At 40.1% G+C, this 22,767-nt stretch carries 17 protein-coding genes; 14 read left to right on the forward strand and 3 right to left on the reverse strand.

What is annotated here, in order from left to right; all coding sequences use genetic code 11:
* Window positions 1-5 precede the first annotated feature (5 nt).
* Together NE257_RS03260 and NE257_RS03265 are read left to right on the forward strand one after the other, a co-directional pair.
* Complete coding sequence (locus NE257_RS03260) at window positions 6-203, forward strand: DUF2273 domain-containing protein (protein WP_007208540.1); 198 nt, start codon at window positions 6-8, stop codon at window positions 201-203.
* Between the two features lie 15 nt (window positions 204-218).
* Window positions 219-755 carry an Asp23/Gls24 family envelope stress response protein gene (locus tag NE257_RS03265; RefSeq protein ID WP_251851401.1) on the forward strand — a complete coding sequence of 179 codons (537 nt, stop codon included), beginning with the start codon at window positions 219-221 and terminating at the stop codon, window positions 753-755.
* 146 nt (window positions 756-901) lie between these two features.
* Here the strand turns inward: NE257_RS03265 and NE257_RS03270 are convergent, their stop codons facing one another.
* Window positions 902-1,639, reverse strand: a complete 738-nt coding sequence (locus NE257_RS03270; RefSeq protein WP_251851402.1) for an amino acid ABC transporter ATP-binding protein — start codon at window positions 1,637-1,639, stop codon at window positions 902-904.
* Between the two features lies 1 nt (window position 1,640).
* Window positions 1,641-3,809 carry an amino acid ABC transporter substrate-binding protein/permease gene (locus tag NE257_RS03275; RefSeq protein ID WP_251851403.1) on the reverse strand — a complete coding sequence of 723 codons (2,169 nt, stop codon included), beginning with the start codon at window positions 3,807-3,809 and terminating at the stop codon, window positions 1,641-1,643.
* Window positions 3,810-4,053: 244 nt separating this feature from the next.
* On the opposite strand from NE257_RS03275, the gene uvrB reads away from it, so the two are divergent.
* The 5 genes from uvrB (at window position 4,054) to whiA (ending at window position 11,890) form a co-directional block, all read left to right on the forward strand.
* Window positions 4,054-6,048 carry an excinuclease ABC subunit UvrB gene (gene uvrB, locus NE257_RS03280; protein ID WP_276532297.1) on the forward strand — a complete coding sequence of 665 codons (1,995 nt, stop codon included), beginning with the start codon at window positions 4,054-4,056 and terminating at the stop codon, window positions 6,046-6,048.
* A gap of 11 nt (window positions 6,049-6,059) precedes the next feature.
* Entirely contained in the window at window positions 6,060-8,882 is a 2,823-nt protein-coding gene (uvrA, locus tag NE257_RS03285; protein ID WP_251885762.1) for an excinuclease ABC subunit UvrA, read from the forward strand.
* A gap of 178 nt (window positions 8,883-9,060) precedes the next feature.
* Window positions 9,061-9,945 (forward strand): RNase adapter RapZ, encoded by an 885-nt coding sequence (gene rapZ / locus NE257_RS03290; RefSeq protein WP_007208534.1) that lies wholly within the window; start codon window positions 9,061-9,063, stop codon window positions 9,943-9,945.
* Window positions 9,942-10,928, forward strand: coding sequence for a gluconeogenesis factor YvcK family protein (locus NE257_RS03295; protein WP_251885763.1), 987 nt, complete (start codon window positions 9,942-9,944; stop codon window positions 10,926-10,928). The genes rapZ and NE257_RS03295 overlap by 4 nt, the downstream gene beginning before the upstream one ends.
* Before the next feature lie 29 nt (window positions 10,929-10,957).
* Window positions 10,958-11,890 carry a DNA-binding protein WhiA gene (whiA, locus tag NE257_RS03300; protein WP_251885764.1) on the forward strand — a complete coding sequence of 311 codons (933 nt, stop codon included), beginning with the start codon at window positions 10,958-10,960 and terminating at the stop codon, window positions 11,888-11,890.
* A 44-nt stretch (window positions 11,891-11,934) separates the two neighbouring features.
* Here whiA and NE257_RS03305 read toward each other — a convergent pair whose 3' ends face one another.
* Complete coding sequence (locus NE257_RS03305) at window positions 11,935-12,462, reverse strand: DsbA family protein (RefSeq protein WP_007208531.1); 528 nt, start codon at window positions 12,460-12,462, stop codon at window positions 11,935-11,937.
* 201 nt (window positions 12,463-12,663) lie between these two features.
* Here NE257_RS03305 and nifJ point away from each other — a divergent pair, with 201 nt between their 5' ends.
* The 7 genes from nifJ (at window position 12,664) to glmM (ending at window position 22,741) form a co-directional block, all read left to right on the forward strand.
* A complete protein-coding gene (gene nifJ, locus NE257_RS03310) occupies window positions 12,664-16,368 on the forward strand; it encodes a pyruvate:ferredoxin (flavodoxin) oxidoreductase (protein WP_251886437.1) in 3,705 nt (1,234 codons plus the stop codon).
* Between the two features lie 247 nt (window positions 16,369-16,615).
* Complete coding sequence (locus NE257_RS03315; protein WP_007208528.1) at window positions 16,616-16,996, forward strand: GntR family transcriptional regulator; 381 nt, start codon at window positions 16,616-16,618, stop codon at window positions 16,994-16,996.
* Window positions 16,986-17,882 (forward strand): ATP-binding cassette domain-containing protein, encoded by an 897-nt coding sequence (locus NE257_RS03320; RefSeq protein WP_251851405.1) that lies wholly within the window; start codon window positions 16,986-16,988, stop codon window positions 17,880-17,882. The genes NE257_RS03315 and NE257_RS03320 overlap by 11 nt, the downstream gene beginning before the upstream one ends.
* On the forward strand, window positions 17,872-19,191 hold the full coding sequence (locus NE257_RS03325) for a hypothetical protein (protein ID WP_251869628.1): 1,320 nt from the start codon (window positions 17,872-17,874) through the stop codon (window positions 19,189-19,191). The genes NE257_RS03320 and NE257_RS03325 overlap by 11 nt, the downstream gene beginning before the upstream one ends.
* A gap of 166 nt (window positions 19,192-19,357) precedes the next feature.
* Window positions 19,358-20,251 (forward strand): diadenylate cyclase CdaA, encoded by an 894-nt coding sequence (gene cdaA, locus NE257_RS03330; protein WP_071859040.1) that lies wholly within the window; start codon window positions 19,358-19,360, stop codon window positions 20,249-20,251.
* 1 nt (window position 20,252) lies between these two features.
* The gene (locus NE257_RS03335; protein WP_007208522.1) at window positions 20,253-21,359 is read left to right on the forward strand and encodes a CdaR family protein; all 1,107 of its coding nucleotides are present in this window, start codon (window positions 20,253-20,255) and stop codon (window positions 21,357-21,359) included.
* Between the two features lie 23 nt (window positions 21,360-21,382).
* Complete coding sequence (gene glmM / locus NE257_RS03340) at window positions 21,383-22,741, forward strand: phosphoglucosamine mutase (RefSeq protein WP_251855152.1); 1,359 nt, start codon at window positions 21,383-21,385, stop codon at window positions 22,739-22,741.
* Window positions 22,742-22,767: the final 26 nt, after the last annotated feature.

A 22,767-nucleotide genomic window follows, 5' to 3' on the forward strand; every position in this document is an offset into this window, starting at 1 on the left:
ATACGATGAAACAGTTTTTTTATGATAATTCATATCCGCTCACTGTCGCTGGGTGTGGATTTGTATTAGCAGCATTATTTTTAACATTAGGTTTTTTTAGAACTATTTTTTTACTGCTCTTGACCGTGGGAGGATTTTTCCTAGGTCAATATTTAGAAAGAAATGGTTTGTTCCAAGAATTTATGAACAATAAGAACAAATAACAGGAGGAATGAAGAATGGAAAACAAAACATTACCACATGAAACAAAGAAAGTAGAACAAAACGTAAACGGTGAATTAACTTATGAGGATAAAGTGATTCAAAAAATTATTGGGATTGCATTAAAAGATATTCCAGGTTTATTGACAGTCGATGGCGGATTTTTCTCTAATATCGCAGAAAAATTAGTAAACACTGATAATGTTACTTCAGGAATCAGCACAGAAGTTGGTAAGAAACAAGTTGCTGTTGATTTAAACGTTGTCGTTGAATACGGTAGAGATGTTCGTGACATTTACGACCAAATTAAACGTGTAATCAAAACTGAAGTCGATAAAATGACTCACCTAGATGTGATTGAAATTAACGTGAATGTTGTTGATATTAAAACAAAAGAAGAGTATGAAAAAGACAGCGAAACAGTTCAAGATAAAGTAAGTGACGCTGCTGGAACTGCTGGAAGTTACATCTCTACACAAGCAGGCAAAGCGAAAAAATCAATTGACCGTGGAACAGAAAATGTAAAAGAAAACTTAGAACCACGCGTCGAATAATTCAAATAGAAGGGAGTGTGACTTCGTCACACTCCCTTTTTAATATGGGTAAAACTGGCTCTAACAGCCTTCAAAAGTTCTCAACTATTTGCGAATCAATTTGGAACTTTTGAAGACTGGGAGAGCTAAACCATGTTCTATATCTTTTAAATATTTAAAACTTTATTCAAGAAATCTTTGGTTCGATCATTTTGAGGATTCTCAAAGATTTGTTGGGGCGTCCCATCTTCTAGGAAATTACCACCGTCAATAAACATCACACGATTAGCGACTTCTTTCGCAAATCCCATTTCGTGAGTAACAATAACCATTGTCATTCCTTGTTTTGCTAATTTTTTCATGACGTTTAACACATCGCCGACCATTTCTGGATCAAGTGCAGAGGTTGGTTCATCGAATAACATAATATCAGGATTCATTGCCAATGCACGTGCAATGGCGACCCGTTGTTTTTGACCACCTGATAGGTTGTCAGGATACATATCTTTTTTCTCGGCTAAACCAACTGTTTCCAGTAGTTGAATGGCTCGTTTTTCAGCGTCAGCTTTTGATAGCTTGCCAAGATCAGTTGGTGCAAGTGTAATATTTTCCAATACGGATAAGTGAGGGAACAAGTTAAAGTGTTGGAAAACCATACCGATATGTTGGCGAACCAAATTAATATCGGTATTTTTATCTGTTAAGTCAGCGCCATCGACGATGATGGCACCGCTTGTCGGATCTTCCAGACGATTTAAACAGCGTAGGAAAGTCGATTTTCCTGATCCCGATGGACCAATAATACAAACAACATCGCCTTCATTGATCGACGCTGTAATATCATTCAGTACGGTATTGTCACCGTATTTCTTTACTAAATTTTCAACGAGTATTTTTTCAGCCATTTTATTTCACCTTCTTTTCTAATAATTTTGCAATTCGGGTCAATGCTGTAATGATGATTAAATACATCACTGCAATAATAAAGTACACATACGTACTTTGGAGTGTACTTGCAACGATAATCTTCCCAGTTTGTAATAACTCGACCACTCCGATAACGGAAATGATGGTTGTGTCTTTTAATGAAATAACAAATTGGTTAACAAATGAAGGAATCATAATTTTGATTGCTTGAGGCAAGATGATTTTTTGCATCGTACGACCATAAGACAAACCTAAACTACGAGATGCTTCCATTTGTCCGACTGGAACAGCATTAATACCACCACGAACGATTTCGGCAATATAGGCACTTGCATTTAACGTCAACGTAATAATCCCAGCTGCAAAGTCAGGGATGGTGATACCTGTTGCTCCTGATAATCCAAAGAAGATAAAGAAGGCCAGTACCATCATCGGTATACCGCGGATAATATCAACATAGATTGAAGCGACGATGCGAACGGCTTTGATTGGTGCGACACTCATTAGACCAAAGATAACACCAACCACTAAAGCCAATGCAAATGATACCAATGCAAGAACCATTGTTTTACCAAGACCTGCTAACAATTGTTGGTAATTGTTTTGAAGAATACCCCAGAGTGTTGAATTATCAGCTTTCTCTGTTTTTTCTGCAGCAGTCTCGCTACCATCGGAGATATATTTGTTTACGATTTGATCGTACTCACCGGTCCGTTTCATTTCTGCCAACGCTTCATTGAACATATCAATCAGCTCTGAGTTTTGGCCTTTTTTCACTGCGAAGCCATATTCACCACCAGATTCTTTGGCAATAGGTGTAGCGAGTTCTTGACCTTGAGAAATTGCATAACCAATTACTGGATAGTCATCCATGATGGCATCGACTGCACCGACTTTGACTGCCTCATACAACTGATCGGCAGCATCATAATTTTTTACTTTAAAGCCATATTTGTCTTTATTTGCTGCTAGAAAATCAGCACTTTCAGTACCAACTTTTGCACCAACTGTTTTTCCTTTTAAATCTTCATAGGATTTGATGGAAGTATTGTCTTTTTTAACAGCGATTTGGATGCCACTTTGGAAGTAAGCATTTGAAAAGTCAAATGAGTTTTTACGCTCATCCGTTATCGTCATCCCAGCAATCATACCATCTGCTTGATTGCCCTCAACAGCTTGAACGGCTGCAGAGAATCCAATGAACTTAAATTCAATGTTAAACCCCTGTAGTTCAGCAGCACGCTTCAATAAGTCAACGTCAATTCCTACATATTCATTTGATGAATTTTGAAATTCAAACGGTGCGAAAGCAGAATCACTGGCAATCACGTATGTGTCTTTTTTAGGAGTGATTTTTTTCATTTCACTTGAACTATCTGAAGTGCTTGTTGTAGATGAAATATAGTTGGCGACAATTTTGTCATATTCGCCAGATGCTTTTAACTTCTTTAAGCCGGCATTGAATTTTTCTAATAATTCAGTGTTTTGGCCTTTTTTGACTGCGAAGCCATACGAGTTTCCTTTTTCTGCATCACCGACTAATTTCAAATCTTGCCCTTTAGTAATGGCATACCCCAAAACAGGATAGTCATCAAAAATAGCTTGGACAGTACCATTGTCAATCGCACCGTATAAACCAGTTGCATCGTCATAAGTTTTCACGGAATAGCCGTATTTGTCTTTGTTTTCATCTAGGAACGTTGCACTTTCAGTACCGACTTTCGCTCCGACTGTTTTGCCCTTTAAGTCTTCATAAGATGAAATACTCGTATCGTCACCTTTGACAGCCATTTGAATGCCACTGTCAAAATAAGGATCTGAAAAATCAAATGATTTTTTACGTTCATCCGTAATACTCATGCCGGCAATCATACCGTCCAATTGCCCTGATTGTACACCTTGTATCGAGCTATCGAATCCTAATGCTCGGATATTGATGTCGAACCCTTGATCTTTTGCAATAGCCTTTAAGAGATCGATATCAATTCCGACGTACTCTTTGTTATCGTTTTGAAACTCGAATGGTGCAAACGTGACATCCGTCCCGATTTGATACGTTTTTTCATCAGCTGAAACAGATGTTACAGACGTTAGAAAAAACGTCATCATGATAGAAAAAAGCGTTAAAAAAAACAACCTTTTTTTCATTAAATAATTCCCCCTTATTTCCTTAAAAATATTTCGTTTATCCAAATATTTTTAATCATTGGCTTACTATACCAAGAAATGCGTAATTTTCAAAATGATTGCTTACATCTCATGTTAGATGATTTAACAAAACAAGAAAGATTGAACCAAACTACTTCTTTCTCAAATTCAATTCAGACAAATGGCGAAAATATGTTCGCTATGGTAAACTAAGGCCAGACAGTTTTTTGAAGGAGTGTTGTTGATGATCAATCGCGTGATGTCCAATCAATTTCAATTAGTATCGGAGTATCAACCAGCTGGCGATCAACCAGAGGCGATTCGACAGTTAGTTCAGCATGTTAAAGAAGGAAAAAAAGAACAAATTTTGCTAGGAGCAACGGGTACGGGAAAAACATATACCATTTCCAATGTCATCCAGCAAGTAAATAAACCAACATTAATTTTGGCTCACAATAAAACATTAGCGGGTCAATTATATGGTGAGTTCAAAGAATTTTTCCCCAATAATGCGGTAGAGTATTTTGTAAGTTACTACGATTACTATCAGCCGGAAGCGTACGTTCCTTCTAGTGATACATACATTGAAAAGGATGCTAGTATCAATGATGAAATAGACAAATTACGACATTCAGCGACAAGTTCACTTCTTGAAAGAAATGATGTTGTTGTTGTCGCGTCTGTTTCTTGTATTTTTGGCTTGGGGTCTCCTTTTGAATATCAAAAGCAAGTGGTCTCCATTCGAGAAGGAATGGAGATATCACGTGACGAGGTATTGCGTCGTCTGATTGATATTCAGTTCGAGCGCAATGATATTGACTTTCAACGCGGGAGATTTCGGGTGCGTGGCGATGTAGTCGAAGTATTCCCAGCTTCTAGAGATGAGCGTGCCTTACGGATTGAATTTTTTGGTGATGAGGTAGATCGCATACGTGAAGTAGATGCACTGACTGGTGAAGTGTATGCCGACACAGAGCATGTCTCCATTTTCCCTGCGACGCACTTTTTGACTGATGGCGATCATATGGAAGTGGCAATAGCAGCCATCCAAGAAGAGTTGGCCTTGCGCTTAGCAGTATTAAGAGAAAATAACCAGCTACTAGAGGCTCAACGATTGGAACAACGAACCAATTATGATATTGAAATGATGCGAGAGATGGGCTACACGTCAGGTATCGAAAATTACTCTCGTCATATGGATGGCCGGAAAGAAGGCGAGCCACCTTATACATTGCTCGACTTTTTCCCAGATGATTTTCTCATTGTCGTGGATGAATCCCATGTCACGATGCCACAAATTCGCGGAATGTATAATGGTGATCGTGCACGGAAGCAGATGTTGATTGATTATGGCTTCCGCTTGCCTTCAGCTCTAGATAACCGCCCTTTGCGGATTGAAGAATTTGAAAAGCATGTGCATCAAATTATTTACGTATCCGCTACACCAGGACCATATGAATACGAGCATACTGATTTGGTCGTGCAACAAATTATTCGGCCGACCGGTTTGTTAGATCCATTGATTGAAGTCAGACCGATTATGGGGCAAATAGATGACTTAGTCGGTGAAATCAATGAGCGTGTCGATCGTGACGAGCGGGTGTTTATTACCACATTAACGAAGAAAATGTCCGAAGATTTGACCGATTATTTGTATGAACTAGGAATAAAAGTTAAGTACCTGCATAGCGATATCAAAACACTTGAGCGGACGGAAATCATTCGAGACTTGCGCTTAGGAAAATTTGACGTCCTAATCGGTATTAACTTATTAAGAGAAGGATTGGATGTACCAGAAGTGTCGTTGGTTGCGATTTTAGATGCCGACAAAGAAGGCTTTTTACGTAGCGAACGATCGTTGATTCAAACAATTGGTCGTGCAGCTCGTAATTCTTCTGGGAAAGTCATTATGTATGCAGATAAAATGACGGACTCGATGACCCGAGCAATTGAAGAAACCGCTCGGAGAAGAGGCCTGCAGGAAGCCTACAATGAAGAACACGGTATCGTTCCAGTCACAATCAAAAAAGAAATTCGTGATCTCATCAGAGTCTCAAAAGTAGCCGAAGACACACCAGAACCGCTACTGGCTAAGCTGAGTGATTTATCGAAAAAAGACAAGCGAGAATTAATTGTAAAACTAGAAGCAGAAATGCGCGAAGAAGCGAAGGCCTTGCACTTTGAGGCAGCTGCAACGTTACGAGATACGATATTAGAATTAAAAGCGGAATTGGGTTAGGAGGATTTTAGTTGGCTAATGACAAAATAGTGATACATGGTGCAAGGGCACATAATCTAAAAAATATTGATGTGACAATCCCCCGTGACAAACTGGTTGTTGTTACGGGACTTTCAGGCTCTGGGAAAAGTTCATTAGCGTTTGACACGCTGTATGCAGAAGGTCAGCGGAGGTATGTTGAGAGCCTATCTGCCTATGCGAGACAATTTTTAGGACAGATGGATAAGCCTGATGTGGACAGTATTGATGGCTTGAGTCCTGCCATTTCAATCGATCAAAAAACCACCAGTAAAAATCCTCGTTCAACAGTCGGAACAGTGACGGAAATCAACGATTATTTGCGGTTGTTATATGCCAGAGTGGGACACCCTATTTGTCCAAATGACCATGTAGAAATCACGAGTCAATCAGTGGAACAGATGGTAGATGAAGTTCTAGCCTTACCTGAGAGAAGTCGGATCCAAGTCCTATCGCCAATTGTGCATGAAAAAAAAGGACAACACAAAAAAGTATTTGAAAAAATACAACGTGAAGGCTACGTGCGTGTGCGCGTGGATGGAGAGGTCTTTGATCTTTCGGAAGTGCCAGCACTAGAAAAAAACAAAAAACATTCAATTGAAATCGTAATCGATCGTTTAGTAGTGAAGGAAGGGATACGCTCTAGACTATTTGATTCCTTCGAAGCGGCACTGCGGCTGTCAGAGGGGTATGCCGTAGTGGATATTATCGGTGAAAAGGAACTTTTATTTAGTGAACATTATTCTTGTCCGTATTGTGGCTTTACGGTTGGTGAATTAGAGCCACGATTGTTTTCTTTTAATGCGCCATTTGGAGCATGTCCTGACTGCGATGGATTAGGAATGAAATTAGAAGTGGATTTAGATTTGGTGATTCCTGATCCTACAAAAACGCTAAATGAAGGGGTACTTGTCCCTTGGAACCCGATTAGTTCACAGTATTACCCACAAATGTTGGAACAAGCGTGTCGTAGTTTTTCTATTGATATGGACACACCTTTTCAAGCGCTACCTAAAGAAGAGCAAGACTTGATTTTATACGGATCAGGTGAGCGACCGTTTCATTTTCATTATCAAAATGATTTTGGCGGTGTCCGAGATGTTGACGTACCGTTCGAAGGTGTCGTGACAAATATCTCAAGAAGATACCATGAGACTGCTAGTGACTATACCCGTGAGCAGATGAAGTTATATATGACGGAACTAACGTGTAAGACCTGTCATGGTTATCGTCTAAACGAACAAGCGCTATGTGTCAAAGTCGGTGGCATTCATGTGGGTCAATTGAGTGAAAAGCCAATCAATGAAACACTTCAATTTATTGAACAAGTTGCATTATCGGAGCAAGAACAAACAATCGCCAAACCAATCGTAAAAGAAGTTCGCGACCGCTTGAGTTTTTTAAGAAATGTGGGCTTGGATTATTTAACATTGAGTCGCTCTTCTGGAACACTTTCTGGTGGTGAAGCGCAGCGAATCCGACTGGCTACGCAAATCGGCTCGAATCTATCCGGTGTGCTTTATATATTAGATGAGCCGTCGATTGGTTTGCATCAAAGAGACAATGACCGCTTGTTGCAGTCACTAAGAGATATGCGCGATTTAGGCAATACATTGGTGGTAGTCGAGCATGATGAAGATACGATGCGAGCAGCGGATTATTTGATTGATATTGGACCAGGTGCTGGTGCGATGGGTGGCGAGGTCGTAGCAGCTGGTACACCTGAGCAGGTAGAGCAAAATCCCAACTCATTAACGGGGCAATACTTATCTGGTAAACGAAAAATTTCTGTCCCTTCTGAACGAAGAAAAGGAAATGGCAAAAAAATCAAAGTATTTGGTGCGACGGAAAACAATTTAAAAAACATTGACGTCGCTTTTCCCTTGGGAGAACTAGTTGTTGTGACGGGGGTTTCTGGCTCAGGTAAGTCAACGCTAGTCAACCAAATTCTAAAAAAAGCCTTGGCTCAAAAAATCAATCGCAACAGTGCCAAACCTGGTAAGTATAAGCGAATCACTGGTTTCGAGGAGATTGAAAAAATTATTGATATCGATCAGAGTCCAATTGGTCGGACACCACGAAGCAATCCGGCTACGTATACGAGTGTCTTTGATGATGTTCGCGATTTATTTGCACAGACTAATGAAGCCAAAGTTCGGGGGTATAAGAAAGGTCGCTTTAGCTTCAACGTCAAAGGCGGTCGTTGTGAGGCATGTCGTGGCGATGGTATTATCAAAATTGAGATGCATTTTCTACCCGATGTCTATGTCCCTTGTGAAGTGTGTCATGGCAAACGCTACAATTCGGAGACACTCGAGGTTCATTATAAAGGGAAAAATATTGCCGATATTTTAGAGATGACTGTATCTGATGCGGTGGATTTCTTCCAACCTATTCCAAAAATTCATCGCAAATTACAGACTATTGTCGATGTTGGTCTTGGTTATGTGACGCTGGGACAGCCGGCTACGACGCTATCTGGTGGTGAGGCACAGCGGATGAAGTTAGCGAGTGAGCTTCACAAAATTTCGACTGGTAAGAGTTTTTATATTTTAGATGAACCGACGACTGGATTGCACAGTGAAGACATCGCGCGCTTGATTACGGTGTTGCAACGTCTCGTCGATGCGGGCAATACCGTCTTGATTATTGAGCATAATTTAGATGTCATTAAAACGGCAGACTATCTGATTGACTTGGGTCCTGAAGGTGGTGCAGGCGGTGGCACGATTGTCGGATTAGGAACGCCGGAACAATTAGCTAAAAACGAGCAAAGTTACACTGGCTTGTATTTAAAAAATGTCTTGAATCAATAGTGACTGAGGCAAAATTATTTTGCTACAAGTAAAAAGACCAGAAAATTCGTAAGTTGTTTTTAAACTTTTGGATTTTCTGGTTTTTTGTCACAATTTCTTTTTTGATGAAAATAATGGTAATGATACGCCCGGAATGATATAATTGTTTGATTGAAACAACAGAAGGGAGACAATCGCAATGGTAGATAGTCTGGAACTAGTAATAATTACAGGGATGAGCGGAGCAGGTAAGACAGTAGCCGTTCAAAGTTTCGAAGACATGGGTTATTTTTGTATTGACAATATGCCGCCTTCATTGATACCTAAGTTTTGGGAATTAATCAAAGAGTCAGGGAAGATTACAAAAATTGCCCTCGTTATTGATATGCGATCACGCTCATTTTTTGAAGAACTCCAAGGCATGTTGATTGATATTGAGAATACCAAATTTATCGATACCAAGATTCTTTTCTTAGATGCGTCTGATGAAGAGTTGGTTTCTCGCTACAAAGAAACAAGACGAGCACATCCGCTCGCAATGGATGGCTTGATTACGGAAGGTATTAAAAAAGAACGGGCATTATTGGCTGAATTCAAATCACAGTCAACGTTAGTTATTGATACGACAGTCCTAACACCTCGCCAATTACGTGAAAAAATCAATGAAGAATTTCGTGCTGCGACTGGTACGGGCTTTCGTGTGGAGATGGTGTCATTTGGTTTCAAATACGGCTTGCCGATCGATGCCGACATCGTGATGGATGTCCGCTTCTTACCCAATCCCCACTATGTTCCTGAATTACGTCCTTTAACCGGGCTAGACAAACCAGTCTATGAATATGTTATGTCCTTTGAGGAGACAGAAGCGTTTTATCAACAATTTAGTCAATTGTTAGTGACCATAATGCCAGGCTATGTAAAAGAAGGAAAAAGTAGCTTGACGATCGCCATTGGTTGTACGGGTGGGCAACACCGTTCCGTGGCATTAACGAAACGAATTGGCGACTTACTAGCAAAAGAGTATCACGTCAATATTACCCATCGCGACAAAGATAAGCGGAAGGAAACGGTGAATCGTTCATGAAAATGAAAACCTATCGTCTAAAAAAACCGCGTGTGGTGGTTGTTGGTGGGGGGACAGGTTTACCAGTTATCTTAAAAGGGCTTCGTAATCAAGGAGTAGATATTACTGCCGTGGTGACTGTCGCCGATGATGGTGGAAGCAGTGGTGAAATTCGTAAATCAATTACTATGGCGCCACCGGGCGACTTGCGCAACGTTTTAGTCTCATTGTCAGATATGCCGAAACTATATGAAGATATTTTTCAATACCGCTTTAAGCAAGAGGATAGCTTTTTAGCCAACCACGCGCTAGGTAATCTGATTATAGCTGCGATATCCGAAATGCGCGGCAGTACGTATGACGCGGTCCAATTACTGGCAAAGATGATGCATGTCGACGGACACATCTATCCCTCATCTGAAAAACCTTTAGTACTCCATGCGGTCTTTCAAGATGGCACGATCGCAGTTGGAGAATCCAACATTGCAAAAGAACGAAAAACAATCGATCATGTGTTTGTGACCAATCAAGAAAATGAAGAGGAACCGACCGCGGCTAGAAAAGTAGTTACGGCTATTTTAGAGGCGGATATGATTGTAATGGGACCTGGTAGTTTGTTTACGAGCATTTTGCCTAATTTAATGATTCACGAAATTGGCCAAGCCATTCAGGCCAGTGAAGCGGAAAAAGTATACATTTGCAATATTATGACTCAAAAAGGTGAAACCGAACATTTCACGGACGCCGATCATGTGCGAGTGATGCATCGTCATCTTGGACATCAATTTATCGATACTGTACTGGTCAATATTGAAAAAGTTCCCGATGGCTACATGGATTTTTCGGTCTACGATGAATATCTCATACAAGTCAAACATGATTTTACAGGTCTTCGTGAAGAGGGATGTCGTGTCGTATCCACTGATTTTTTAGAACTGAAAAATGGTGGTGTATTCCATGATGGAGAAAAAGTAGTCAGTGAATTATTGCGCCTATTATATTAAAGAAACAATCGAAGAAAGGGGGAAGTTAGATGTCTTTTGCAGCAGATGTCAAAAAAGAGCTGACCTCTTTGGAAGTACATCGTGAACACGCCAAAGCGGAACTAGCAGCACTCATTCGAATGAATGGATCATTAAGTATCGCCAACCAGCAATTTGTGCTAAATGTCCAAACCGAAAATGCCGCAATTGCTCGCAGAATCTATTCATTATTAAAAGATCATTACGATGTGAAAAGTGAATTGTTAGTAAGAAGAAAGATGAAGCTTAAAAAAAACAATGTCTACATCGTTCGGCTAAAACAAGAAACCAAAGCTATTTTACTTGATTTAGATATTATGGACGGCATTATGTTTCATACGCACATTTCAGATGAGATCATGGGCAATAGCCAAAAGATGCGCTCGTATCTACGGGGAGCATTCATGGCTTCCGGATCAGTCAATAACCCGGAAACGAGTCGATACCATTTGGAAATCTACTCGATTTATGAAGAGCACAATCGAGATATTTGTGCGATGCTAAATTCCTTTGATCTAAATGCCCGCACGCTGACACGTAGGAATGGCTATATCTCCTACTTAAAGGGAGCTGAACAAATTGCCGATTTTCTAGTGCTAATTGGGGCAACCAATTCCATGCTTAAGTTTGAAGATGTCCGGATTGTTCGAGACATGCGCAATTCGGTGAATCGATTGGTAAATTGTGAAACCGCAAATATGAACAAAACGATTGATGCCGCTAGTAAGCAGTTGGAAAATATTGAGTACATTGAAGCTCGAGTAGGGCTACAAGCACTGCCTGAAAAATTACAAGAAATTGCTGAGTTACGCTTAGCGAATCCAGAAGTTAGCTTGAAAGAGTTAGGGGAGATGATTCCATCTGGAGCCATTTCAAAATCAGGCATCAATCATCGCATTCGCAAAATCAATGAGTTTGCGGAAACATTAAAAAATGGCAAATAAAATGACCATCACGGAAACGTTGTTGTTTCGGTGATGGTCGCTTTTTATTTTGCGGCTTCTTCAATTAACTTGGTTAATTCTTCAGTTGAGATGGTTTCATCAAAAATATGCTCATTTAAAATCACAGTTGGGACGAATTTTATGACAGCTGCCTGCGTTTCATCCACAATCTCTTGCGCGTAGTCGAGATGATTGTGCTCAGTAAGTCCTAGGGTATTTTCAGCATATTGCGCCACTTCTTCTAGCGAAAGGTCACCCCATTGGTCTTGACTTTCAAAGATGGCTTGAATGTCGGCGTAGGCTTGTTCGCTATCATCTGTCGTTACGTAGCGATGCATCACATTGCCTCGTTGTAAGGATTCTTTTGGTCGGTCTGTTAATTTAAAGAGACGAACCACTTTACCTTCTGCTACTGCCTTGTCTAAGACTTCTTTTGAATGGTTAAACCATTGACGGCAATAAGGACAGCGTAAATTAATAAATTCTTTTAAGACAACGGGTGCTTCTTTTTGTCCAAAAAAGATTCCGGTAGTTTCATTTGTTGCTTCAGGTTTGATGACTGTAATATCCATGTTTTATCCTCCAATCAGTAGTTAAGTATAGTGTAACGAAAAAGCCTAATTTTTTGAACTAAAAGACGTTGTGCGATTTAAATTCTCATGAGTCTTGAAAAGAATGGACGTAAAACACTAAGTTTGTGAAAAAATATATTTATTTCTCTTTATAAATATTTCACAATCTATTATACTAAGAGAAGAGATTAATAAAAGGTGATGAACAGTGTGAGAAGAAAAAAAACGATGGATGGCAATACAGCTGCGGCATATGTGTCCTATGCATTTACGGACTTAGCAGCGATATACCCGATTACGCCCAGTTCGCCAATGGCAGAGTTGGTCGATCAATGGTCGGCACATCAAAAGAAAAATATTTTCGGTAATCCTGTAAAAATGGTCGAAATGCAATCAGAAGCTGGTGCAGCTGGTGTAGTTCATGGTTCATTAAAGACTGGCGCTTTAACAACAACGTATACTGCCTCACAAGGCTTGTTATTAATGCTACCAAATATGTATAAAATTGCTGGGGAATTATTGCCGGCTGTCATGCATGTAGCTAGTCGTGCAGTAACGACCAACGCGCTGAATATTTTTGGGGATCATACAGACGTCATGGCAGCAAGACAGACAGGATTCGCTATGCTCGCTGAAAATAGTGTGCAAGAAGTGATGGATCTATCTGCCGTGGCTCATTTGAGTGCGATTGAATCCAGTGTGCCTTTTTTGAATTTTTTTGATGGCTTTCGTACGAGTCATGAAATTCAAAAAGTGGAAGTCTTAGAGTATGATGAACTAGCTGGATTGCTGAATCAAGAGAAAGTGACTGAGTTTAAAAAACGTGCGATGAATCCAGCACATCCTACTGTTAGTGGGACAAATCAAAATCCAGATATTCACTTTCAACAAAGAGAGACCATCAATCCATACTACAACCAAGTAGGGGATGTTGTTCGTTCGTATATGAAAAAAATTAACCAACTACGGGGAACGAATTATGATTTGGTTAATTACTATGGCGATCCTGACGCGACAGAAGTGATTGTTTTGATGGGCTCAGCAGCTCAGACTGTGGAACAAACGGTGGATTATTTGAATCAATCCGGAAGAAAAGTTGGCGTACTTGAAATTCATTTGTATCGCCCTTTCCCAGAGCAAGATGTACTCGCTGCTATTCCTGATACAGTCAAAGCAATCGCTGTACTTGACCGTACCAAAGAGCCAGGTGCATCTGGTGAACCATTGCTACTCGATGTACAAAGTGCGTTTTATGATGCAACAGTCCACCCTGTCATTATTGGTGGACGTTATGGCTTAGGTTCTAAAGATGTGACACCTGATCAAATTGTAGCCGTTTATGATGAGCTAACAAAAGCAAAACAACACCAAAAACGACGCTTTACGATCGGTATTGAAGATGACGTGACCAATCTTTCGTTGGCCAATTACCCTAAATTAGATTTAACACCGCAATCAACCTTTCAAGCGAAATTTTGGGGCTTTGGTTCAGATGGGACAGTTGGTGCAAACAAAGCAGCCATTAAGCTAATTGGCGACCAAACAGAAAATTTTGTGCAAGGGTATTTCTATTATGATTCGAAAAAATCAGGTGGATTAACGGTCTCACATCTTCGTTTTGGACCCAACCCCATTCGCTCTACATATTTAATCGAGCATGCCGATTTTATTGCTTGTCATACGCCAGCCTATATTCATAATTATGATTTAATTGCAGGCTTAAAAGATAACGGAATATTTTTATTGAATACAACTTGGAGTGACGCACAATTAGAGAAGTTGTTACCGAGTCACTTAAAAAGAGCATTAGCAGAGAAAAATGCCAAGTTCTATACGATTAATGGCATGCAGCTGGCGATGGAAATTGGGCTAGGCAATCGGATCAATACGATTATGCAAACTGCCTTTTTCAAACTAACAGAGCCGCTGCCGTTTGAGCAGACCATTCAGCTATTAAAGGATGAAGCTAATAAGGCGTATGGCCATAAATCAATGTCGATTGTCGAAAAAAACTGTTTGGCAATTGATCGCACGATTGAGCTTCTCCATCAAGTAGCTATCCCAAACGAGTGGCGAACGTTGCCAATCAAAGAAATCAAAAAAGCATCCAAATCAACGTATGTCAAAGAAATTGTTGAACCAATTAATGCCCAAAAAGGAAATGAACTATCCGTTGGTACATTAGTTGAAAATCAGATGACGAGAGGAGACATGCCACTTGGTACGACTGCGGTCGAAAAAAGAGGCATCGCCCTTGAAGTACCGCAGTGGATCAGTGACCGCTGTACCATGTGTAATGAATGTGCCTTTGTCTGTCCGCATGCTGCCATTCGTCCGTTCTTGGCGAATGGCGAAGAGATGGAAGAAGCACCTGAGGGATTTATTGTCCGTGAAATGCGGGGCAAAGATGGCTTGTTGTATCGGATTCAAGTATCGGTCGAAGATTGTACTGGTTGTGGCTTATGTGTGGAAGCCTGTCCTGCTAAAGGAAAAGCATTGGAAATGAAGCCATATGGAGAACAAAAAGAACAAGCTATTAACTGGGCTTTTGCAATGACGTTAAAAGAAAAAGAAAATCCAGCTCGCCCAGGCACCCTATTAGGCACCCAATTTGAGAAACCATTGCTCGAATTTTCTGGTGCTTGTGCTGGCTGTGGTGAAACGCCGTATGTCAAATTACTGACGCAAATGTTTGGTGACCGGATGATGATTGCCAATGCAACTGGCTGTTCATCAATCTGGGGTGGAGCAGCACCTGTATCACCGTATACAACTAATGCCTTAGGAGAGGGGCCAGCGTGGTCTAATTCCTTATTAGAGGATAACGCGGAGTATGGTTACGGGATGTTTTTAGCCAATCAAGCACGCAGAGATGCACTGGCAGTCAAAATGAACACCGTCAAAGAGTTGGGTTCACCTGAAGCCAAAGAATTGTTAGAAGATTGGATGGCGCATCGCAATGAAAGTGAAGGAACACAGCAAAGAGCGAAAAAGCTTGCTGCCGTACTAGAAGTTGAAAAAGAGTCCGTACCAGCGTTCGCTGCATTGATTGAGGAAAAAGAGTTGTTTGTTAAGACAAGCCAATGGATGATTGGTGGCGACGGCTGGGCTTATGACATTGGTTATGGTGGTATCGATCACGTGTTAGCTTCAGGAGCTGATGTGAACTTACTTGTTTTAGATAATGAAGTGTATTCTAACACAGGCGGACAAGTATCAAAAGCCACACCAATGGCAGCAATTGCCAAGTTTGCAGCTGGTGGCAAGTACATGTCCAAGAAAGATCTTGGCCGGATGGCGATGACTTATGGCAATGTCTATGTTGCTCAAATTTCTTCCGGCGCGAATGCGATGCAAACAATCAAAGCATTTGAAGAGGCAGAAAAATTCCCTGGTCCATCGTTGATTATTGCGTACACGCCATGTATTACTCATGGGTTAGCTGGCGGCATGCGTAAAAGCCTACAAGAGGCCAAAGATGCTGTCCAGTCAGGTTATTGGTCCTTGTACCGTTACCATCCAGACAACCTTGAAAAAGGAAAAGCCGGCCTGACACTAGATTATAAGAAACCTGACTTCAGCTTGATGCCAGCCTTTTTAAGAAGCCAAGTCCGTTTCTCTTCATTAGAAAAACAATTTCCAGCAGTGGCCGAGCAATTGTTTGCCAAAACAGTCACGGATGCACAGACACGGTTCTTTGCCTATGCCGATATGAGCGGTCAAGGAGAAAAAATTCGCGAAAAAGTATTGAATCAGTCGCAAACCCAAGTGACTGATGATACTAGCCAGCGACCTGTCCGTGAAAGAAAAGAACGCCTAGTTGATTCAGAAGCAGAGGCAAGGAGACTAGCACGACGCGCAGAAAGACAAGCCAAACGCCAAGAAACAAAAAAAGAAAAAAATTAGATGAAGTACAACAAGGTTATGACAAAAGCGTATAGATCCGAGCGATAAGGCGAAACTTTCGAAAATTGGTTTTCAAATTTTAGAAAGTTTAAGACATAGAGCCGAGTGATCTGCTTTTGGAATACCGATTCTATTCTATAAAGGGAGTGTGAGAATTTTTCCCACACTCCCTTTTTTTATTTGACTATCCAAGTGTACTATGTATAATAGTACACATAAGTATTGTTTGTCGTAAAGGAGGGAGTCCATGTATTTTGATGCCAATGACCCAAAGCCCATCTATGAGCAAATTATGATGGGTATCAAAAAAGATATCTTGCAAGGAATCTATGTAGTTGGTGACAAAATCCCTTCAGTCAGGGAACAGGCACAGCTGTTGGGAATTAATCCGAATACAATTAGTAAGGCCTATAAAGAATTGGAAAACCAAGATGTAATTGTCACGATACGAGGCAAAGGTACGTTCGTCAAAGAACAGGTCAATCGCGGGAGCACAATAAAAAACGAAGAAAAATTGCGTAAGCAGCTGAACGAGTGGATCGTAGAAGCACACTATGCTGCCATCTCTGCTGCTACGATTGAAGCATGGGTAAATGAGGAGCTAAGGAGGATTTACAATGATAATTAAAGGACTAAATAAAAAAATTGATAGCAATCAAGTATTATCTAATATTCAATTAACAGTTCCGAAAGGCGTTATTTGTGGAATTGTCGGACGCAATGGTTCCGGTAAAACAACGCTCTTTCGAACTATAATGGGGCATTACCAAAAGGATAGTGGTGAAGTACTCATTGAAAGAAATGATATTGCGCTTTATGAAAGGTACAAAGAAAAGATTTTTTACATTGATACGCAGTTTCATCCGTTAGATTACCTGACACCTGTCAGTATCGGTGACTATTTTCAATTGCTTTATCCTTCGTTTGATATCCCAATGTATCATGACCTTTTGCGAACGCACAATTTGCCGCCACGAAGATTTCAAAAATATTCGAAAGGGATGCAAGGGCTGCTGCTAGTGATTCTTAGTTGTTGTTCGAATTGTGATTACTTAATTCTAGATGAGCCTCTCGATGGATTAGACGTCATCGTTCGCAAACAAGCCACGGATTTACTATTAGATGTTGTCAATGATGGAGATAGATCCATTATTATTTCCTCACATAATTTAGCAGAACTAGAAAAACTAGCGGATCAAGTATCTTTTTTCAAAGATGGCACAATCACACAAACTTTACATTTAGAAGACCAAAAAGCAGTGACCAAAAAATGGCAATTTGTCTTCCGTCAAAAAGCCGTACCCGATCTAATCAAACAGCAAGGAACGATCTTAAGTATTCAGGGACGAGTGGTAGTTGTGGTATTTAAGAAGTACACGAACGAGTTAGCGAACCAGTTGTTATCATTAGACCCTGTTTTGATGGAGGAGCTACCAGTGTCATTAGAGGATCTATTTATTGAAGTCTTCTCGGATGGGACGATTGCTAAGGAGGAAATTACCAATGAAAAGTGAATTACTAGCATTGATTTGGAAGCGTGAAAAGCTCGCGCTGGTTAGTATTGGTTTGTTGTTTTGTTTATTTGGCTTATCATTAGGTATTAGACAAACGAGTATTTGGCAATCCAATCATATATATAATAACAGTACAGAAGCAATTGAAGATCAACAGGCAGCGAAAAGAGCACAAGCACAATTAGAAGATGAGCTGAATCAAAAATATGAAGAATATGGGGATTCACAAAAATTTTGGCAATATGTCAATTCTGTAACGAGCATTGATCAAGTGACTTTTGATCAATCAACGCATCGCTATAAGATCGACGATTCCTATTATTCAAGTTATCAGACCGAGCAGTTGTTCCAAAAAACGACGATTGTTAAACATAAAGCGAATCAGACGACGCAAATCGTTGGTGCTCAAGATATTTTAAATTCAGGCTATTTTCTGATTGGTAACGGCGATTTGAGTCAATATATATTCAGAGGATTCTTTTTGTTCTTTATTATAGCAGGCTTCATTAATTGCTTTGTCGACTATAAGACGAACTTTGTTTTGTTACTCAGATCCTCGAGATTTTCCAATAAAAAAATCATTCAAACAAAAATTGCGCTTGGTACCATGGCTATAGTACTCTCAGCAATCGTAGCCACGGTTATCAATCTCAGTATTATTTACTTGCGCATTCCGCATGAATACATCAATATTTCATTTTTTTATTTGATTGCGTTTCATGGGGTAATGATCGTGATTGGCCTCTTGCTTTACTATATCTCACTCTTAGCAGGAGTCATATGCGGACAACTAGTGACGGGTGTTATTTCGTTGTTTGGGTTTCTTTTGGGACTCTCTTTCATTAGTTCAAACCTGCAGACATATTTGTATTACCTGTCCTTTAAAGATGTTAGTGGAAGTGACTATTATTATAATGGGAATCTTTTTAGTTTGTATCCAAGCTATCAAGCATGGGTGATTATTTGTTTAGGAATCATACTGTTGATTGCTCTTCTTTATCAGGTGACGGTTGTTCTTTACCAAAAGATTAGTTTTGAAAATCGAAATCAATTTATTCTCCTGCCAAAACTCCGCTGGCCATTGACCATCTTTGCAAGTCTATTTACTGCATTTGCGACTACATGGGATATGAGTACTGTGATCAATCCACTTGAGGATGAGACACGGCAAATGATCATTGATGGAAAAATCATGCAAGCAGTTTTAGTTTTCCTAGTTATGTTCATAGTCTTTGTTGTGGTAAACTATGCCAATCGCATCCTTGATTTTTTGATGCGTCATCATAGAAAAGCATATGTGAATAGATAGCAGCACGCTTCTTTAAAAATCAACAACTCTTTATCGGTCTGTTGGTTTTTAAAGAGGTTTTTTTGAGATGCTAAGATTTGTTGAAAAAATTGCATTTTGAACAAATAATGAAAAAGCCTTGTGTTATACTAAAACTATCAAGTCTAGTAGTAAGAGGAGGCTGAATATGTCTATCAGTTTACCAAACGTTTTTAGTTTAGAGCATTGGCAAGAGTTTTTCTCAGTTGACATATTTTCGTGGAATTTTTTTGTAAATATTTTGGATATTCTAGTTGTTTGGTTTATTTTGTATAAGCTAATTCAATTAGCTAGAGGGACGAAGGCATTACAATTATTTAAAGGTGTGGCTATGTTTATTGCCACTCGGTTCGTAGCGGAACTGATTGGTCTACATACGCTCTCTTGGCTAATGGATCAAGTCATTACCTATGGAGTTATCGCAGCAATCGTCATCTTTCAACCAGAAATTCGTCGCGGATTAGAGCATCTTGGGCGGACGACGTTCTTTAATCCAAGCAAGAATAAAAAAAAACAAGACGAGCAAATGATTTTGGCTTTTGACAAAGCGATTCAATATATGGCCAAGCGTAAAATTGGCGCATTAGTGACAATTGAGCGTAACACAGGCTTAGAAGAGTATATCGAAACCGGTATTCCATTAGATGCAGATGTTAGTGGGGAGTTACTGATTAACATCTTCATTCCCAATACGCCACTTCATGATGGCGCCGTCATCATCCGGGATGGCAAAATTAGTGTTGCTTGTGCCTATTTGCCACTATCGGAGAGTGCGTTGATTCCAAAAGAGTTCGGTACTAGACATCGGGCCGCGGTAGGTGTTTCAGAGGTAAGTGATGCAGTGACCTTTATCGTCTCAGAGGAAACAGGTGGTGTCAGTATTACCTTAAACAACCAATTACTTGTCGACTTATCAAGTGAAGAGTACTTAGCTATTTTAAGAAGGGAATTAGTGCCAAAAGAAGAAAAAGGCGGCAAAAAAACCTTTTACAAAACTATTTACGAAGAATTAAACCGATTGAGCAAGAAGGGAGATCGGTGAGATGAAGGTTAAATTTCGTAAGAAAAATCTCTTTTACAGTTTCATCGCATTGTTATTTACATTGGTTTTATTTTTTAATGCAAATAGTTCATCATTGCAAAAAAATATTATCCCTACATCAACAACGTATGAAGAGAATGTCAAGGATGTAACTATCCAGCCTATCTATGATTCAGATGAATATTTTATTCAAGGCTTTAATACGACCGTAGCCGTTAAGCTAACGAGTGACAATCGTGTACAATTAAATACGGAAAAGAATCAAGAAACACGGAACTTTCGTGTGGTTGCGGATTTGTCAAAATTAACGGTAGGTACACATGAAGTTGCATTGAAAGTCCAAAATTTAAGCAGTGGCGTGACAGCAACTTTGGCAAGCAAGTCAATTACGGTCACAATTGAAAAAAAAGTGACGAAGACGATTAAAGTGTCCGCTTCCATTTCAGAGGATCATTTGCAAGATGGGTATCAATTAGGTAAAATAACTGTCGAACCTAGTGAAGTTGAAATCACGACAGGGGAAGATACCTTAAAAGAGCTGACGAGCGTCGAGGCATCACTAAGTCATTTAACTGATTTAAACAAAGATACATCTACAAAAGCGTCAATTGTTGCCGTCGATAAAAATGGAGAGAAACTTCCAGCGGTCATTAGTCCCGAGCAAGTAACTGTCAACATTGAGGTGAATGCACCAACAAAAGAAGTGCCTGTTAATGTCGTACCTTCAGGAACAATGGATAGTAGTGTATCAGATCTTACGTATCGATTAGATCAAGATACTGTCACAGTCACCGGGACGCAAACATTGCTAGATCAAATCGATCGCGTCTCTTTACCAGTAGACATCGACAATATTACTAAGCTTACCCAAGTGAAAGTTGCGGTACCAGTCGAAGATGGCGTGACAGCAGATCCAGCTTCAATATTGGTGACGATTGTACCGACATTGAAGCAAACGACCGAATCGACAAGTTCAAGTAGTACGAGTCATTCTAGTGAAACAACAGATAAAACAAGTACATCAAGTAGTTCACAGTCAGGCAGTACTAGTAGCGAACAATCAACAAATTCAAGTGAATCAAGTGAATCGACGAGTTCGGATAACTAGAATAGGAGTGGAACAAAAAAATTATGGGAAAATATTTTGGAACTGATGGTGTTAGAGGCGAAGCAAATAAAGAGCTAACACCTGAGTTGGCATTCAAACTAGGAAGATATGGTGGCTATGTATTAAGTCAGCATGAGACAAGCGAAAAGAGACCAAGAGTATTGGTCGGTCGCGATACAAGAATGTCAGGTCAATTGTTAGAATACGCACTGATTTCTGGCTTGCTTTCTGTAGGTATCGAGGTGTTTCAATTAGGCGTAATCTCAACACCAGGCGTTGCGTATCTGACGCGTTTGCAAAAAGCAAGTGCCGGAGTGATGATTTCAGCATCGCATAATCCTGCTCAAGATAATGGCATTAAGTTTTTTGGCAGCGATGGCTTTAAATTAGTAGATGATCAAGAAGCAGAGATTGAAGCATTATTGGATCAAGCACAAGATACCTTACCAAGACCAGCAGCCGAGGGTCTAGGGACTGTTGATGAATACCCGGAAGGCCTATTAAAGTACTCGCAATTTTTACAACAGACCATCCCTGGAGACTTATCAGGCTTAACTGTATGTATAGATGCGGCAAATGGCGCAACAGCATCCAGTGTCAATCGACTATTTGCTGACTTAGAAACTGATTTTTATACAATGGGAACTTCTCCAGATGGTCTGAATATTAATGATGGTGTTGGGTCGACACATCCTGAAAAACTGGCTGAATTTGTTGTTGAAAAACAAGCCGATGCGGGCCTTGCCTTTGATGGCGATGGCGATCGCGTGATTGCAGTTGATGAGCTGGGCAACATTGTCGATGGTGACCAAATAATGTATATTTGTGCCAAATATCTATCAGAAAAGAATCGACTAAAACAAGGAACGATTGTTACTACGGTTATGAGTAATTTGGGTTTCCATAAAGCGGTGGAAGAAGCTGGTCTTAAAGACGTCATCACAAAGGTGGGTGATCGCTATGTCGTTGAGGAAATGCGTAAAAATGGCTACAACTTTGGTGGCGAACAATCGGGTCATATGATTTTCCTTGATTACAACACAACAGGGGATGGGATGCTTTCAGGTATCCAATTGCTACTTGTTATGAAAGAAACAGGCAAAAAATTATCAGAGTTAGCCAGTGAATTAACGATTTACCCACAAGAATTAGTTAATATTCGAGTGACGGATAAACATGGCTACTTAGAAAATACTCGCATCAAACAAGTGATCGAAGAAGCGGAGCAAGAGATGAATGGGGAAGGCCGTATCTTGGTGCGTCCCTCAGGAACAGAACCACTCCTACGAGTAATGGCAGAAGCGCCAACGGACGAATTAGTTCATTACTATGTAGAAAAAATTGCCAGTGTCGTTAGAGAAGAGATTGGCTTAGCTGAATAAAGAGTATGAGGGTGTAAAACAATTGT

Source organism: Enterococcus italicus (genome assembly GCF_023743875.1).
GTDB classification, from domain to species: domain Bacteria; phylum Bacillota; class Bacilli; order Lactobacillales; family Enterococcaceae; genus Enterococcus_G; species Enterococcus_G italicus.